The sequence below is a fragment of the Microbacterium sp. NPDC060117 genome (genome assembly GCF_042729315.1).
GTDB lineage: Bacteria > Actinomycetota > Actinomycetes > Actinomycetales > Microbacteriaceae > Microbacterium.
Genome location: NZ_JBHWXR010000003.1, coordinates 104,087 through 119,317, shown reverse-complemented (window position 1 = coordinate 119,317; position 15,231 = coordinate 104,087). Strand labels below are relative to the sequence as shown.

General features: G+C 71.6%; 14 protein-coding genes. 9 read left to right on the top strand and 5 right to left on the bottom strand.

Going from position 1 to position 15,231, the window contains the following annotated elements; translation table 11 throughout:
* Positions 1-34 precede the first annotated feature (34 nt).
* Positions 35-817 carry a sugar phosphate isomerase/epimerase family protein gene (locus ACFWCK_RS12340; RefSeq protein ID WP_378806099.1) on the top strand — a complete coding sequence of 261 codons (783 nt, stop codon included), beginning with the start codon at positions 35-37 and terminating at the stop codon, positions 815-817.
* On the top strand, positions 814-1,893 hold the full coding sequence (locus tag ACFWCK_RS12335) for a LacI family DNA-binding transcriptional regulator (RefSeq protein WP_378806097.1): 1,080 nt from the start codon (positions 814-816) through the stop codon (positions 1,891-1,893). Before ACFWCK_RS12340 ends, ACFWCK_RS12335 begins: the two co-directional genes overlap by 4 nt.
* Before the next feature lie 72 nt (positions 1,894-1,965).
* Here the strand turns inward: ACFWCK_RS12335 and pgm are convergent, their stop codons facing one another.
* A complete protein-coding gene (gene pgm, locus ACFWCK_RS12330; RefSeq protein ID WP_378806096.1) occupies positions 1,966-3,609 on the bottom strand; it encodes a phosphoglucomutase (alpha-D-glucose-1,6-bisphosphate-dependent) in 1,644 nt (547 codons plus the stop codon).
* 130 nt (positions 3,610-3,739) lie between these two features.
* Between pgm and pheA the strand changes: the two genes are divergently transcribed.
* Both pheA and ACFWCK_RS12320 read left to right on the top strand, forming a co-directional pair.
* A complete protein-coding gene (gene pheA, locus ACFWCK_RS12325) occupies positions 3,740-4,702 on the top strand; it encodes a prephenate dehydratase (protein ID WP_378806744.1) in 963 nt (320 codons plus the stop codon).
* A gap of 97 nt (positions 4,703-4,799) precedes the next feature.
* Positions 4,800-5,561, top strand: coding sequence for a hypothetical protein (locus ACFWCK_RS12320; RefSeq protein WP_378806094.1), 762 nt, complete (start codon positions 4,800-4,802; stop codon positions 5,559-5,561).
* A gap of 36 nt (positions 5,562-5,597) precedes the next feature.
* On the opposite strand, the gene ACFWCK_RS12315 is transcribed toward ACFWCK_RS12320, so the two are convergent.
* Entirely contained in the window at positions 5,598-6,641 is a 1,044-nt protein-coding gene (locus ACFWCK_RS12315) for an LLM class flavin-dependent oxidoreductase (RefSeq protein ID WP_378806093.1), read from the bottom strand.
* A gap of 321 nt (positions 6,642-6,962) precedes the next feature.
* On the opposite strand from ACFWCK_RS12315, the gene ACFWCK_RS12310 reads away from it, so the two are divergent.
* The 4 genes from ACFWCK_RS12310 to ACFWCK_RS12295 all read left to right on the top strand — a co-directional run bounded on the left by ACFWCK_RS12310 (position 6,963) and on the right by ACFWCK_RS12295 (position 10,188).
* Positions 6,963-7,610 carry a phosphoribosyltransferase gene (locus ACFWCK_RS12310; RefSeq protein ID WP_378806091.1) on the top strand — a complete coding sequence of 216 codons (648 nt, stop codon included), beginning with the start codon at positions 6,963-6,965 and terminating at the stop codon, positions 7,608-7,610.
* A 68-nt stretch (positions 7,611-7,678) separates the two neighbouring features.
* Positions 7,679-9,418: a cation:proton antiporter gene (locus ACFWCK_RS12305; protein ID WP_378806090.1), complete on the top strand. Its 1,740-nt coding sequence runs from the start codon at positions 7,679-7,681 to the stop codon at positions 9,416-9,418.
* 219 nt (positions 9,419-9,637) lie between these two features.
* Positions 9,638-9,871, top strand: coding sequence for a hypothetical protein (locus ACFWCK_RS12300; RefSeq protein WP_267920808.1), 234 nt, complete (start codon positions 9,638-9,640; stop codon positions 9,869-9,871).
* Complete coding sequence (locus tag ACFWCK_RS12295) at positions 9,871-10,188, top strand: type II toxin-antitoxin system PemK/MazF family toxin (RefSeq protein ID WP_378806088.1); 318 nt, start codon at positions 9,871-9,873, stop codon at positions 10,186-10,188. Before ACFWCK_RS12300 ends, ACFWCK_RS12295 begins: the two co-directional genes overlap by 1 nt.
* A 68-nt stretch (positions 10,189-10,256) precedes the next feature.
* Here ACFWCK_RS12295 and ACFWCK_RS12290 read toward each other — a convergent pair whose 3' ends face one another.
* The 3 genes from ACFWCK_RS12290 to ACFWCK_RS12280 all read right to left on the bottom strand — a co-directional run bounded on the left by ACFWCK_RS12290 (position 10,257) and on the right by ACFWCK_RS12280 (position 13,447).
* Complete coding sequence (locus ACFWCK_RS12290; RefSeq protein ID WP_233311195.1) at positions 10,257-11,696, bottom strand: dicarboxylate/amino acid:cation symporter; 1,440 nt, start codon at positions 11,694-11,696, stop codon at positions 10,257-10,259.
* A gap of 308 nt (positions 11,697-12,004) precedes the next feature.
* Positions 12,005-12,625: a VOC family protein gene (locus ACFWCK_RS12285; RefSeq protein ID WP_378806087.1), complete on the bottom strand. Its 621-nt coding sequence runs from the start codon at positions 12,623-12,625 to the stop codon at positions 12,005-12,007.
* Positions 12,626-12,721: 96 nt separating this feature from the next.
* Positions 12,722-13,447, bottom strand: a complete 726-nt coding sequence (locus ACFWCK_RS12280) for a hypothetical protein (RefSeq protein ID WP_378806085.1) — start codon at positions 13,445-13,447, stop codon at positions 12,722-12,724.
* A 127-nt stretch (positions 13,448-13,574) separates the two neighbouring features.
* On the opposite strand from ACFWCK_RS12280, the gene ACFWCK_RS12275 reads away from it, so the two are divergent.
* On the top strand, positions 13,575-15,086 hold the full coding sequence (locus tag ACFWCK_RS12275; RefSeq protein ID WP_378806084.1) for a DUF222 domain-containing protein: 1,512 nt from the start codon (positions 13,575-13,577) through the stop codon (positions 15,084-15,086).
* Positions 15,087-15,231: the final 145 nt, after the last annotated feature.

The following is a 15,231-nucleotide window of genomic DNA, read 5'->3' as shown; positions in this document are numbered from 1 at the left end:
ACCGAGCCCGACGCCACATGAAAGGCTGAACGCCATGACCATCCGACCGGGGCTGTGCTCCGTCACCTTCCGCCAACTGGATCCGGCCGCGATCTCGGCGCTCGCAGCGAGCGCCGGGCTCCAGGCGATCGAATGGGGCGGCGACGTGCACGTGCCCCCGGGTGATGCTGCGCGCGCGGCCGAGGTCGCGCGCATCACGGCGGACGCCGGGCTGGCCGTCGCCTCGTACGGTTCGTACTTCCGTGCGGATGCGGCGGAGGACATCGCGCCGATCCTCGACTCCGCCGCGGCGCTCGGCGCGGATCGGATCCGCGTGTGGGCGGGACGGATCGGATCGGCGGACGCCACCGTGGCGGAGCGTGCAGCGACCATCGACGCCCTTGCCTCCGCCGCTGAGCAGGCGGGGAGGCGCGGGATCTCGCTCGCCCTGGAGTTCCACGGGCGCACGCTCGCCGATGACGCCGAACAGACGCTCCGGGTGCTGGACGACGTCGCCAGCCCGCATCTGTCGACCTACTGGCAGCCCACTGTCGCGGCCTCCGCCGCGGCCGCCGTGGCCGAGTACGCGCGCATCGCCGACCGGGTCTCCGCCGTGCACGTGTTCTCGTGGTGGCCTGCGACCGAGCGGCTGCCGCTCACCGCGCGTGACGGGTTGTGGCGTGCGTTCTTCGCCGCGGCGGCCGCCGCCCCTGCGCCCCCGAGCGACGCGCTGCTCGAGTTCGTGCCGGACGATGATCCGGCGGCACTCGCGGCCGAGGCGGTTGCGCTGCGCGGGTACCTCTCGGCGGGAATGTCGCGGACTATGCTCGGGGCATGAGCCCGGTAAGCCCTTCCCCGCGTGCGGTCTCCTCAGACGCTCACGCGGCCACGCTGCAGGATGTCGCGCGGGAGGCCGGGGTGTCGCTGGCGACCGCATCTCGCGTGTTGAACGGCTCTGAGCGCAAGGTCGCCGGAGCCTTCCGCGAGCGCGTGGAGCGCGCCGCGGAGGCGCTCGGATACACCCCGAACATGTCGGCCCAGGCAACGGCACGCGGGCACTCGCCGGTCATCGCGCTGCTCGTCGCCGACATCGCCGATCCCTATTTCGGTCAGATCGCGGCGGGTGTCGCCCGCGGCGCGGACGAGCGTGGTCTCGTCGTGACGATCTCCATCACCGAGCGGGACCCGGAACGCGAGAACAGGATCCTGCGCGCTTTGCGTGGCCAGCGTCCGCAGGGCCTCATCCTCGCGGCCTCCCGCGCTGACGGCATCGACGAGGAGGCGGGGTCCGTTTCGAGCGATTCCGAGCTCGAGGCGTTCGAGCGCTACGGCGGCCGCGTCGTCGCGTTCGGCGACCGCCCGACCGGCGCCGGGGACCGTGCTCGGGCGATCACCATCGACAACGCGGGCGGTGCGGAGGAGCTCGGCCGACGCATGGCCGCACTCGGATACCGCACCGCGATCGGCATCGGCGCCGCCGAGGGGGTGCGCACCTCCGACGACCGTCTGAACGGGTTCGCCCGCGGATTCGGGTCGGGCGGAGGTCACATGGAGCGGATCCACCGCGGCGACTTCCGGCGGGAGTCGGGCGCGGCGGCCATGGCGGCGGCCCTGGCGGAGGGGGTCGAGCCCGGCACGCTCGTGTTCGGGATGAGTGATGTCGTGGCGCTCGGCGCGATCTCCGCCATTCGAGCCGCGGGGCGCGAGGTCGGCGCCGACATCGCGGTCTGCGGATTCGACGACGTACCCGCGAGCGGCGACGTGACACCCGCGCTCACGACGGTGAGACTGCCGCTCAACGCCGCCGGCTACCAGGCGTTCCGCGCCATCGTCGATGACGACTGGACTCAGGGTCCGTTGCCTGTCGAGGTCGTGGTGCGGGGCAGCACCCCGGGAAACGGCCAGGCAGGCTAAGCGCGTCTCCTGGTGCGTTCCCAGGGGTGTTGAGTGACGAGGACGGCGACGCCCTTCGTCTCGTCGCCGCGCTCAGCCGCCGAGCGCGGCGCTGACCACGGCTCTGGCCTCCTCCTGCACGCGGGCGAGGTGGTCGGGCCCGAGCAGCGACTCGGCGTAGAGCTTGTAGACATCCTCCGTGCCGGAGGGGCGTGCGGCGAACCAGGCGTGCTCGGTCTGCACCTTGAGGCCGCCGATGGCCGCGCCGTTACCGGGGGCATGCGAGAGCTTGGCCGTGATCGCCTCGCCGGCGAGCTCGGTGGCGGCGACGGATGCCGGAGACAGCTTGCCGAGCGTGGCCTTCTGCTCAGGCGTCGCGGGGGCGTCCACGCGCTGATAGGCGGAGGCGCCGAACGCCTCCTCGAGCTCGCGGTAGCGCTCCGACGGGGTCTTGCCGGTCACGGCGATGATCTCCGCGGCCAGCAGGCACAGCAGGATGCCGTCCTTGTCGGTCGACCACACGGATCCGTCCTTGCGCAGGAACGACGCCCCGGCCGACTCCTCGCCGCCGAACGCGACGGAGCCGTCCAACAGCCCCGGCACGAACCACTTGAACCCGACGGGCACCTCGAGCAGGCGCCGGCCCAGCGACTCGGCGACGCGGTCGATGATCATCGACGACACCAGGGTCTTGCCGATCGCGGCGTCGCGGCCCCAGCCCGCGCGGTGCGAGAACAGGTAGTCGATCGCGACCGCGAGGTAGTGGTTCGGGTTCATCAGGCCCGCGTCAGGGGTGACGATGCCGTGCCGGTCGGCGTCGGCGTCGTTGCCCGTGAGCACGTCGTAGTCGCCCTTCTTCGCGACCAGGGACGCCATCGCCGACGGGGAGGACGGATCCATCCGGATCTTCTCGTCCCAGTCCAGCGTCATGAACCGCCAGGTCGGGTCGACCTCGGGGTTGACCACGGTCAGATCGAGGCCGTGCATCTCGCCGATGAGGGCCCAGTACTCGACCGACGCGCCGCCGAGCGGATCCGCTCCGATCCGGATGCCGGCCTTCTTGATCGCGTCGATGTCGATGATCGAGGGCAGGTCGCGCACATAGGCGTCGCGGAAGTCGTAGGTGCCGAGCTCGCTCGTGTCGATGTCGGCGAAGCGGGTGCGCCGCACGCCCTCTAAGCCCGCCTCGATGAGCTCGTTCGCACGGTTCGCGATCCAGCCGGTCGCGTCGGTGTCGGCGGGGCCGCCGTGCGGGGGGTTGTACTTGAAGCCGCCGTCCCGCGGCGGGTTGTGCGACGGGGTGACCACGATGCCGTCGGCGCGGCCGGGCTCGTCGTCCGTGCGGTCGCGGTTGTACGTGAGGATCGCGTGGCTGAGTGCCGGCGTCGGCACCCAGGCGTCGCGTGCGTCGACGAGCACGTCGACGCCGTTCGCGACGAGCACCTCGATCGCGCTGCGCTCGGCCGGACGGCTGAGGGCGTGCGTGTCGCGGCCGAGGAACAGCGGGCCGGTGATGCCCTGCGCGGTGCGGTAGTCGACGATCGCCTGGGTCGTGGCGAGGATGTGCTGCTCGTTGAAGCTGCCGCTCAGCGAGGATCCGCGATGCCCGCTCGTGCCGAAGACGACCCTCTCCGTGGAGATCTTCGGATCCGGGATCCGGTCGTAGTAGGCGGCGATCAGCTCGTCGACGTCGATCAGGTCGCTTTCCTCCGCGGGGAGGCCGGCACGGCTCGTCATGGGGATAGTCTGCCGCGCCGGGCCGCGCAACGCACCATCGTTTCGGCGCGGGGCATCGATCGGGCAGGTGGCCGACCTCGTGCGCCCGGCCGCGTCATCGACCGGAGGCGGGGACGCGCCCCGGACTAGGCTGAACGCCGTGACCGATGCCGCCCCCGCCCGCCGCACATACAGCTACCTCGGCCCTGCGGGGACGTTCACCGAGGCGGCGCTGGAGCAGGTGCCCGAGGCGCGCGGACACGACTGGCGCCCGGTGCACAATGTGGGCGAGGCGCTCGCCGACGTGCTCGAGGGGCGCAGTGACGCCGCGATGATCGCGATCGAGAACTCGGTCGAGGGCGGGGTCACCACGACGCTCGACGCGCTGGCCACCCTGCCGGGCCTGCGGATCATCGGCGAGTACCTGGTGAAGGTCGACTTCGTGCTGGTCGCCGCTCCGGGGACGCGCATCGAGGACGTCACGGTCATCGCCGCGCATCCGGTCGCCTACGCCCAGTGCTACGGCTGGCTCGGCGAGCACATCCCGACCCACCAGCACGTGCCCGCGGCGAGCAACGTCGCCTCGGCGCTGGGGATCCTGGACGGCTCGCTCCCGGCGGACGCCGCCATCGCGGCCCCTGGCATCGTGGCGCACCACGAGCTCGAGCTGCTCGCCGACGGGATCGGCGACAACGACAACGCCGTCACGCGCTTCGTACTGGTCGCGCGCACGACCGCGCCGGCCCCGCCGACCGGCGCCGACAAGACCTCGCTCATCGTCGAGCTCCCCGAGGACCACGCCGGTGCGCTGCTCGAACTGCTGGAGCAGTTCTCCACCCGCGGCATCAACCTGTCGCTGCTGCAGTCCCGGCCCATCGGCGACGAGCTGGGCCGGTACCGTTTCGTCCTCGACGCGGACGGCCACATCCAGGACGAGCGCATGGCCGACGCGCTGCTCGGCATCCGCCGGTTCAGCCCGCGCGTGGTCTACCTCGGCTCGTACCCGCGCGCCGACCGTCGCATCGTGCAGTACCCGGAGCGCTACGCGGACGACGTCTTCGTCGAGGCCCGCGACTGGCTGCGCGGGCTGATCGCGGGCGAACCGGAGGCCTAGGCCGGGTCCTGGCGCCTCCGGTGTCCCATGCGCGTCCTGACCCGGGTGCATCTGCGCCGAGCGATTCTCCGGTCGGGCGGCCCTCTACGGTGGAGTCATGATCTCGAGTGGGCTGCTTGTCGCGGGGCTGGTCGTGGTGGCGGTCGCCGCCGCGGTGATCGTGATCCTGGTGCGCGCGCTGAGGCGGCCCCGCGGCGCCGACGACCGCGGCATCGGTGCGACCCTGCCATCGGGCGCCGTGCTGAACCCGTCGTCGGGCATGCATGCGACTCCGCCCGCCGCGTCAGGGGATCCGGGTGCGATGGCCGAGCGAACGAGTCCTGAGTTCCTGGTCGGTGCCACGGTCGGTCCCCAGACCTCTCCGCTTCCCGGCGCCGATGCCGGGGCGGCCGCCGGCCCTCACATCGTGCCGAACGAGGTCCTCACCCTGGTGGCCGACGGACGGGTCGACGAGGCGGTGACGGCTCTCATGGCGGCGACGGGCCGGCACGAACCGGAGTGGGCGCGGCGTGCGGTCGACGGGCTCTCCCGCTCCGATGTCCGCTCGTTCCTGAGGACGGGCGGGGCGGATCCGCACGCGAGCGGCGCCGACGACGGAGTGACGCGGACGACGTCGACGAGCTCGACGACGGTCAGCTGGTCGAGCACCGCGTCCCGGCGTCATCGAGCGGAGCCGGCCGCACCCGAGGGGACGACGGTGTCGTCGTTCTCGGCGAAACTCCCCGACGAGATCATCGCTCTCGTGCAGCAGGGCCGGACCGCCGAAGCCGAGACTCGGATCCGCTCGGAGCTCGGGATCGGCGCCGACCAGGCCCGGCACGTCGTCGAGACGATCGCGAAGCTCGGCACCCTGTTCTGAGCAGCGAGCACGCCGTCGGGCGAGTCGGGCCGCCCGTCAGCCCGCGAGCAACTCCAGCGTCTGCGTCCGGCCGGGCGTGCGGTCGGGATCCTCGGCGGCGAAGGATCCGGCGACCGGCGAGACCATGATCTCGTCCACGCCGTGCTGCGCGGCGAACGCCTCGAGCTCTGCGCGCACGGTCGTGGCGTCGCCGACGGACCAGTTCGCGAGCGCCGCAGCGTGGATCTGCTCCTCCTGTGCATCGGGGTTCGCCGCAAGGGCCGCGCGGGCCTGCTCCACGGTCTCGAGCGCCGTGAGCGGACGGTTCAGGCGCAAGCGCGCCATCATGCGCAGCTGCGGGATCGCCCGATCCGACGCCTCCTCGGCCGTCGGCGCCGCCACCACGTTCGCGGTGAGGAAGGTGCGCGGCTCGGGGTGCGCCTCGGTGGGACGGAAGCCCTCGCGGTAGAGCGACAGGGCCCGGTCGAGTCCCTGCCCGGAGAAGTGGTTCGCGAACACGTACGGCAGACCGAGCGAAGCGGCGAGCTGTGCGGAGTAGTCGCTGGATCCGAGCAGCCACACCTCGGGGGCGCCTGCGGCCGCAGGCGTGGAGCGCACCGCGTACTCGCCGCCCGAGGTGAACTGCACGGTCGCGCCGTCGGGCTGCAGCATGAGCGCGATGTCCTGCACGTGGTCGGGGAAGTGCTCGACGTCGCCGGCCGTGCCGGCTGCCCGCAGCAGCTGGGTGATGACCGGGTCGCTGCCGGGGGCACGGCCGATGCCGAGATCGATGCGGCCGGGAGCGATCGCCTCGAGTGCGGCGAACTGCTCTGCGACGATGAGCGGCGCATGGTTCGGCAGCATGACCCCGCCGGATCCGACCCGGATGCGCTGCGTGCGCGCGGCGGTTGCGGCGATCAGCACGGGCGGGGCAGTGGAGGCGACCGCCGGCATGTTGTGGTGCTCGGCGAACCAGTACCGCCGATAGCCGAGTTCATCGGCGCGCGCGGCGAGGGCGAGCGACGCCGATACCGCCTGGGCGCTGGTCTGCCCGGTGCGTACCGGGACGAGGTCGAGGACGGAGAGCGCGAGAGAAGACATCGCTTTCGACAACGCGAGCGGGTGCCGGGGCATTCCGGATCCGCATCTCTGCCGCGCCGCGGCCTGCGGTCGGGGCGCACGTCCGCGGCGCAGTGTGCGGCGGGGCGCCGAGCCACCCGCTTCTGTGCGAGCCACCCCCTTGCGCGCCGCGCAGAAGGGGGTGGTTCGCGCGCAAAGGGGTGGTTCGGCGTTCCACGCGCGCGGTCGAGCGCCCGTCGGCGCTCCACGCGCGCGGCGCCCTCGCGCGGCACGCCCTCGCTCAACGCCCCCGGGCGTGCCGTCCGTCTTGACCGTGCTGTCCGCACGGCGTAGTCCGGAGTCATGCACGGGTTCGCGGATCGCGCCGACGCCGGCCGGCGGCTCGGCGCGCTGCTGGTGGCGGATCCGCCTGCGGATCCGGTGGTGTTCGGCCTGCCCCGCGGCGGAGTGCCGGTGGCGGCCGAGGTGGCGCGGGCTCTCGGCGCTCCGCTCGACGTGCTCGTGGTGCGCAAGGTCGGCGTGCCCTGGCAACCGGAGCTCGCGATGGGCGCCGTCGGCGAGGAGGGCGCGGCGGTCCGCAACGCCGACGTCGTGCGCGCTGCCGGAGTGGACGAGCAGACCCTGCGTGCCGTGGAACGCCGCGAACGCGCCGAGGTGGAGCGGCGGGCGGAGCTGTTCCGCAGCGGGCGTGCGCCCGAGCCGCTCACCGGGCGCACCGCGCTCATCGTCGACGACGGCATCGCCACGGGCGCGACGGTGCGCGCCGCCTGCGCGATCGCGCGAGCCAGGGGCGCGGCGAGGGTCGTGGTGGCGGTGCCGGTGTCGCCGCCGGAGGTTCTCGCGGAGCTGAGGGCCGGCTCGGATCCGATTGCCGACGAGGTCGTCTGCGTCGAGGCGCCGGAGGGCTTCATGGCGGTGGGGATGCACTACGTCGACTTCCGGCAGACGCCGGACGGGGAGGTCGTCCGCCTGCTCGCCTCCAGTGGCTGACGGATCCGGTCCCGTCCCGACAGCGTCGCGACAGAGGCGCGACAGCAGTGCCCCGCTACCCTGGCGGCATGGACGCCGAGATCTTCTACGTGCTGGTCGGATCCGTCATCGTCGCGGCGGTCGCACGCTGGCGCGGATGGCCGGCGCCGCTGCTCGTGACCGTGGTGGCGCTCGCCGTGTCCTTCATCCCGGCGGTGCCGAACCTCCGCATCGACGGGCACGTGCTGCTCACGCTCGTGCTGCCACCGCTGCTGTACTCGGCGTCGCTCGACGTGTCGTTCGTGAGCTTCCGGCGCAGCATGCCGCAGATCCGGCGGCTCGGCATCGGCCTGGTCGTCGTCACGACCGCGGCCGTCGGGCTCGTGGCGTGGCTGCTGATGCCGTCGCTGACCCTGCCCGGCGCCTTGCTGCTCGGCGCGATCGTCGCGCCGCCCGATGCCGTCTCCGCCGCCGCGATCGGTCGCAAGCTGGGCCTGCCGCGGCGGGTGATGACGGTGCTGTCGGGCGAGAGCCTGATCAACGACGCCACCTCGCTGACGCTCTACCGAGTGTTCGCCGCGATCGTTGCCGGCGCGACCCTCACCGTCTGGGACGGCGTCTGGCAGTTCCTCGTCGCGGTCGTCGTCGGCGTCGCGATCGGCGCGGTCGCCGGCCTCGGCATGCACCAGCTGCGGATGCGCATCTCGGATCCGGTGGTCATCGGCACCTTCGGGCTGCTCGCGCCCTTCGGGATCTACGCGATCACGGAGCACCTGAACGGATCCGGGGTGCTCGCGGTCGTCGCGATGGGGCTCGTGGTCGGCTACAACGCGCCTCGGACCAGTTACGCGACGCGGATGCAGGAGGCTCCGATCTGGCTGTCGGCGGACTTCCTGCTGGAGGCGTTCGTGTTCGCGTACATCGGACTGCAGCTGCCGCCGGTGATCGGCGAGCTGGGCGCGACGCAGGTCGGTGGCGTGCTCTGGCTCGCGACGGCGGTGTTCGTGGTGGTGCTGCTGGTGCGGCCGCTGTTCGTGTATCCGGCATCGGCCTGGGGTGCGTTCTGGTCACGGCTGCGGTTGCGGCAGTTCGAGAAGGCTCTCGCGTCGGGGCAGTTCCAGAAACGGGTCGACGCCGTCGCCGAGAAGCAGCGGAGGCGGGGCTGGACGGGGCGTCGACCGAGCGAGGAGGAGCTGCGCGAGCGGTTCCAGGAGTCGCAGCTGAGCTGGCGCGACAACGCCGTGATCTCCTGGGCAGGGATGCGCGGCGTGGTCACCCTGGCGACCGCGCTCGCCGCGGCCGATCTCGCCGGGCTCGACACGGAGGCGGCCCACGCGATCGTCGTCGTCGCGTTCCTGGTGACGGTGGGCACCCTGCTGCTGCAGGGGCTGACCCTGCCGCTGCTGATCCGCGGGCTCGGCGTCGCCGACGTCACCGATGAAGAAGAGGAGGACCGCCGTCAGCTGGCGCAGGTGCGCACCCGCACCCGCGAGGCGGGCAAGGTCTTCCTCGACGAGAGGCGCGCGGCGTGGGAGGAGAAGCACGGGGCGGCGTCGCTGGGCTGGTTCGACCGCTTCGCGCAGCGGTTCACCCGCGTGGAGCGGGATACGGAGAAGGGGCAGCGCGATGACGACGCCATGCCCCGTCCGAGCCGGGACGAGCTCGTCGGACTGTCGAAGGGCTGGCTGCAGGTGCGCCGCGACGTGCTCATCGCCGAGCGCGACGCCGGCACGCTGAACGAGGAGGTCATGCGCGAGCTCATCACGGCGATGGACGCCGAGGAGCTCGCGCTCGACACCCGGATGGCGACGGGGCCGGCCGAGCGCTGACGCCGGATCCGAGGACGGGAACGAGCGGATCCCTGGACGCCGGATGGTCGTTGAGCGAGGACGCCGAAGGTGACCGAGACGAAACGCGGTGCCCTCGCGAGATCACCGCGTTTCGTTTCGCTCGGCCTGCGGCCGTGCTCGCTCAACGACCCCGAATCACTTGAGATCTGCCCCGGGGATGCATCCCAAACTGGGATGCATCCGGAGTAGAGTGGGACCATGAGCACTCAGATCGCCGTGCGTCTGCCGGATCCGGTCGTCGCGTTCCTCGACGAAGAGGTCGCCGCGGGACGCGTGAGCAGCAGGGCCGCGCTGGTCGCATCGGCGCTGGAGCGGGAGATGCGCCGGCTGCTCGCCGAGCGCGATGCGGAGATCCTGCACCGAGAGGGCGCGGCGGATGACCTGGACGGGCTCGTCGACTGGGCGGCGAACCACCTGGACGTCGGCGACTGATGCGTGAGATCTGCCTCGCACAGCTGGACAGGACCCGGCCGGTGCTGGTGCTCACTCGCGAGGCCGCGCGGCATGCGATGACGAAGGTCACCGTCGCGCCGATCACCTCCACGGTGAAGGGGCTCAGCAGCGAGGTGTCCGTGGGGCCTCGCAATGGACTGGATCACGACTGCGCGGTATCGCTCGACAACGTCCTCACGATTCCGGTGGATCGACTGGGGCGCACGATCGGCTTCCTCGGAGAGGACCAGGAACGGCTGCTCGCGCGTGCGGCGGTGCTGGCTTTCGATCTCGACGTCGCCCTGCTGGAGTCCTGAGGGAGACGGGTCGACGAACGAGGCCCTCGGATCCCGAAGGATCCGAGGGCCTCGTTCGCGCAGGAGCGTCAGCGCGCGGCGGATCCGACCGCGGCCTCGTCGGCGGCGGACTCGACGGCCTCGGGCGCCTCGTCGTCGATGTCCTCGGCGAACGGCAGGCCGTTGCGCGGCGCGTTGTAGAGGTCGAGGTCGAGGATGCCCTCGCGCTTGGCGACGATCGTCGGCACCAGGGCCTGACCCGCGACGTTGACCGCGGTGCGGCCCATGTCCAGGATCGGGTCGATCGCGAGCAGCAGGCCGACGCCCTCGAGCGGCAGGCCCAGCGTGGACAGGGTGAGGGTCAGCATCACGATCGCGCCGGTGGTGCCGGCTGTCGCGGCGGATCCGACCACGGAGACGATCACGATCAGCAGGTACTGCATGATGCTCAGGTCGATGTGGAAGAACTGGGCGACGAAGATCGCGGCCAGGGCCGGGTAGATCGCGGCGCAGCCGTCCATCTTGGTGGTGGCGCCGAGCGGCACGGCGAACGAGGCGTAGCCGCGAGGCACGCCGAGGTTGCGCTCGGTCACACGCTCGGTGAGGGGGAGCGTGCCGATCGACGAGCGGCTCACGAAGCCGAGCTGCACCGCGGGCCACACACCCGTGAAGTACTGCTTGATCGAGAGGCCGTGCGTCTTCACCAGGATCGGGTAGACCACGAACAGCACGAGCGCGAGGCCGATGTAGATGGCGCCGGTGAACCAGGCGAGCGAGGTCAGCTTGTCCCAGCCATAGTTGATCACGGCGGATCCGATGAGGCCGAAGGTGCCGATCGGCGCGATGCGGATGATCCACCACAGCACGCGCTGGATGACCTTGAGCAGCGACTCCGTGAAGGCGAGGAACGGCTCTGCCTTGCGGCCGGCCTTGAGGGCGGCGATGCCGACCGCGGCGGCGACCACGATCACCTGGAGGATGTTGAAGTTCACGCCCGAGACGAAGGTGCCGTCGGTCGGGCCGGCGGTCGTGTTGACGGCCAGGCCGAGGAAGTTCTGCGGGATCAGGCCGAGCAGGAAGTTCCACCAAGTGCCCTGGGTGGGCACGGTGCCCTTCACGAGGTCGGTGCCGGCGTGCGCGCCCGGCTGGATGGTGATGCCGAGCACGATGCCGATGGAGACGGCGATGAACGCGGTGATCGCGAACCAGAGGATGGTCTGACCGGCCAGGCGGGCGGCGTTCTGCACGCGGCGCAGATTCGAGATGCTCGCGACGATCGCCGTGAAGATGAGGGGCACCACCGCTGCGCGCAGCAGCGTGACGTACGAGCCGCCGATCTTGTCGAGCGTGTCGGACAGCACCGTGTGGGTGTCGTGCGTGGCGCCCAGCTGGCGGCCGATGAGGCCCGCCGCGATGCCGAGCACGAGCGCGGCGATGATCTGGAAGCCGAACGAGGTCAGCAGCTTGCGGACGGGGCCGCGCGTGTCCGGCGCCTTGGGGCGCCGTGCCGCGGGGGTGGTTGTGCTCATCAGAGACTCCTGGTCGGAGCGCGTGGGTGCGCCGGAGAAGATCGGCGCGGTTCGCGCCAGGTCAGCGGGCGCCGTGGCGCCGGATGAGTTCAACGCTATGAGTCCGCTGGTATTCCGGGCTCGGGTGTGACGAACGATGACGCAGGCTCGCGGCGCCGGGGGCGCTCGATGGGGGTAGTTGGGCGAGCACTCCCCGGGGTCGTTGAGCGAGCGCAGCGAGACGAAACGCGGCGCACCTGCGGGCTCACCCGGATCCGGTCCCGAAGCATCTCTCGAGGGGCCCGGATCCGGGTGGCTCCTCCTCGCCGTCACCCCGCGTGGACGGTGCTCTCCGCGGTGAGCCAGGCGTAGCCGTCGGGGTCGGTGAAGGTCCCGCCCGCGACGACCGCGAGCCGGTGGGATCCGCTGCCGCTGGGGTCGATGCCGACCTGCTTCGCGAGGGAGGCGCGCTTGTAGAGAGCGAGCTTGACGTCGCCCGAGTCGAACTCGACGTAGGACGGGAAGCTCTTCGCGGCGGTCAGGCCCTGCTCCTGGTAGAAGCGCTTGCTGGCCTTGACGCTGTCGACGCCGAGCAGCAGGACGAGTCGCTCGACCTCACCCGTGGCGGGCGCGGTGGCGGTCTTGTTGGCGCTCGCGATCTGCCAGGCGGTGCCGTCGGGCGCGAGGAACGAGCCGCCGTAGCCCCAGAGGCTCTTGGCGACCGGCTTGATGACTTTCGCCCCGGCGGCCAGCGCCCGCTCGACGGCCGCGTCGACGTCGCCCGGCTGCACGAAGATGAGCGACGGAGCGAAGCCGCGGAACCCGCTGCTCGGCTCGGAGGCGGCGCGGACGGCGACGTGCTCCGCCAGTCCCAGTGCGTCGCGGTAGAAGGCCCCGGCCGCCTGCACGGCGTCGGAGCTGGTCTCGATGGTGATGCGCTGAATGTTCATGCTTCGAGTCTCGGAGCCGGGGCCGCAAGGACGCTTCTCGATTCCTGCTCGATGCGGGGCCACGGTGCCGTCGGCTCCGGTGCGCGCGGACGCTGCCTACGGGAACAGCTGATCCAGCGTCGCCCAGTCGCCGGCATCCAGCGCCGTGGTGGCGGCAGCTTGGGCAGCGGGGGAGACATGCCCGGAGAGGGATCGGGTCCAGAGCGCCCGAGCGGTGTCGAGATCGTGCGTGCGCACGGCGGCGCCCATCTCGTAGATCGTGCTGTTGTAGTCGACGGTGTTGGTCACATTCGGGATCGCATCGAACGGTACGTAGGGGTCGATCCAGGGGATCGACGGGTCGGGTCGGAGGATCAACTGCGCACCGGGCTGGATCGCGGCGCCGAGAACGTGGTCATACAGGGCCACGTTCCCGTACTCGATGCAGAGGCGCTGCCCGATCGAGATCAGGTTGTCGTTCGGAGCGACGATGTAGGAGTGGATGCCCTGCGCGTTGCTGACCACCTCGCCGCGCGCACCGGGCCTTGTGCCTCGGTCTGTCAGTGCGTCCGCCATCACGAGCGTCGGAACCATGTGGGCCTTGTCTTGACCACTGAGGCTGATGGAGGCCTCCGCAGGGCAGTCTCCGGATCCAGCGTCCTTGCTCGGCGTGGGGGAAGGGGCGGGATCCGACACGGCTGTCGGACGCGTCGACGTCACCGCACTCGCGGCCGGGTGGCCGATGCCCCCGAGCGCGGCGAACGCGGGATAGGCGAGCACGACCAGGCCTGCGACGACGGCGGCAGCCACGACGCCGGTGGCGACCTTGGCTGCGCGGCTCACGAGGATCAAAATACTGCGGCTCCGGGCCTGCGCGCCAGAGGCTTCGGAGTCGTGGTTCACGGGCAGATCTCAGAATCCGACCTGTGGACAAATCTTCGAATGTCGGTGGTTGCTGAGATCATGGGACATGACCTCCTTCGATGCGATCGCAGCGCTGATCCCGACCCTCCGGGGCCGGTTCGGCGCGGGTGCGAGCATCGACGATGCGCAGTCCGTGATCGTCGGTCTGGATGACGCGGAACTGGTGACCACGTTCGGGCAGACGGCGGAGCTCGGGGTTCTGATCGAGCAGCTGCAGGCGATCGAGGCGGGCGTGCTCCATGCCCGGTCGGCCTGGCGGGCGGGTCACGAGGGGTTGGCGCAGCGGCTGGGGCATCGGTCGGCTGCGTCGCTGGTGCAGACGCTCGGCGGGATGAGCAAGGCGGAGGCGTCCCGGCAGGTGCGGGTGGGGGAGGCGCTCCTCGATGAGGGGACCGATCCGGCGGAGGAGCCGGAGTCCTCGGCCGCCGTGGATCCAGGGTCCGAAGACTCCGCGGATCCCCGGCCCGCGGGCGTCGAGGGGAGCACTGCGGTGCCGCCCGGGTCGGATCCGGTGCTGCCGTGGTTCGAGCCGTTGCGTGCGGCGCTGCGGGCGAGCCGGTTGACGTCGGCGCAGTTCGATGCGATCCGTCGCGGGCTCGGTGAACCTCCCTCCGGGGCGGAGGAGGCGTGGTGGACCGCCGCCGGGCAGCTGGTGGAGGAGGCCTCGCGGCGCACGGTGGAGGAGTTGCTGGCACACGCGCGATGCGTGCGGGACCTGCTGGATCCGGTCGGGGCCGAGGAGCGTTGCCGGGCGCGGTACGAGCGGCGGGCGTTCCGCACCTGGCTCGATCAGGAGGGCACCCGGCGCGGGAGCATGGTGTTCGACGATGAGGGCGGGGCGTTCTTCGACACGATCTTCGCTGCGGCGTTGCGCCCGCGCCGGGGCGGGCCCCGGTTCGTCGACGCGGACGAGCAGGAGGCGGCGGCCGACCTGACCGCGGACGCGCGCTCCAATGATCAGCTCGCGTACGACCTGCTCCTCGATATCGTGCGCGCCGGCGTGCTGACCGACGCGCCCGCGGTCTTCGGCACTCGCCAGGCAGGGCTGCGGATCGTGCAGACCATCGACGCCACCGGCGCGTTCGGCCGCATCGCCGTCACCGAAGACGGGCTCACCGTCGTATCGGCAGCTGTCGCGGAGCGGCGGCTCTGCGAGGCGGGCGCGGTCACGGTGGCGGTCGACTCGTGCGGCAACCCGCTCGACGTCGGCCGCGAGGAACGGCTGTTCACGCCTAAACAGCGGATCGGGTTGGCGGTGCGCGATGGCGGCTGCCGATGGCCCGGGTGCGACCGACCCGCGTCATACTGCGAGGCGCACCACATCGACGAATGGCATCGCGACCACGGCCGCACCGACATCGACCGGGGGATCCTGCTGTGCCGGTTCCACCATGGGGAACTGCACCACGGCGGGTGGCGGATCACCCGCGACGGCAAGGACGACTTCATCCTCCACGGGGCAGACGGGGCGGCGACGACCCTCGCCCGGCGGCTGCCGCTGCGCTACCTCTGGGGAGACGTGGATCCGCCACCCAAACGGTTCCGCCCCGCCGCCTGACCGAGCCCGCGAAGGGTCCTCGGCCGGGTGAGCCGGAGCGCCTGGCCATCGAAGCATCGCCGCAGAACGCGCCTCTGCGCATCGCCGCCTCCGCAGGCGATCGGACATCCCGGGATATTGCTGCTCGATTCCCGCACCACCGCAC

Coding starts and splice junctions, on each gene's coding strand:
- ACFWCK_RS12340 (WP_378806099.1), top strand. CDS start 35: ATGACCATCCGACCGGGGCTGTGCTCCGTCACCTTCCGCCAACTGGAT.
- ACFWCK_RS12335 (WP_378806097.1), top strand. CDS start 814: ATGAGCCCGGTAAGCCCTTCCCCGCGTGCGGTCTCCTCAGACGCTCAC.
- pgm (WP_378806096.1), bottom strand. CDS start 3,609: ATGACGAGCCGTGCCGGCCTCCCCGCGGAGGAAAGCGACCTGATCGAC.
- ACFWCK_RS12320 (WP_378806094.1), top strand. CDS start 4,800: ATGATCTCGAGTGGGCTGCTTGTCGCGGGGCTGGTCGTGGTGGCGGTC.
- ACFWCK_RS12315 (WP_378806093.1), bottom strand. CDS start 6,641: ATGTCTTCTCTCGCGCTCTCCGTCCTCGACCTCGTCCCGGTACGCACC.
- ACFWCK_RS12310 (WP_378806091.1), top strand. CDS start 6,963: ATGCACGGGTTCGCGGATCGCGCCGACGCCGGCCGGCGGCTCGGCGCG.
- ACFWCK_RS12305 (WP_378806090.1), top strand. CDS start 7,679: ATGGACGCCGAGATCTTCTACGTGCTGGTCGGATCCGTCATCGTCGCG.
- ACFWCK_RS12300 (WP_267920808.1), top strand. CDS start 9,638: ATGAGCACTCAGATCGCCGTGCGTCTGCCGGATCCGGTCGTCGCGTTC.
- ACFWCK_RS12295 (WP_378806088.1), top strand. CDS start 9,871: ATGCGTGAGATCTGCCTCGCACAGCTGGACAGGACCCGGCCGGTGCTG.
- ACFWCK_RS12290 (WP_233311195.1), bottom strand. CDS start 11,696: ATGAGCACAACCACCCCCGCGGCACGGCGCCCCAAGGCGCCGGACACG.
- ACFWCK_RS12285 (WP_378806087.1), bottom strand. CDS start 12,625: ATGAACATTCAGCGCATCACCATCGAGACCAGCTCCGACGCCGTGCAG.
- ACFWCK_RS12275 (WP_378806084.1), top strand. CDS start 13,575: ATGACCTCCTTCGATGCGATCGCAGCGCTGATCCCGACCCTCCGGGGC.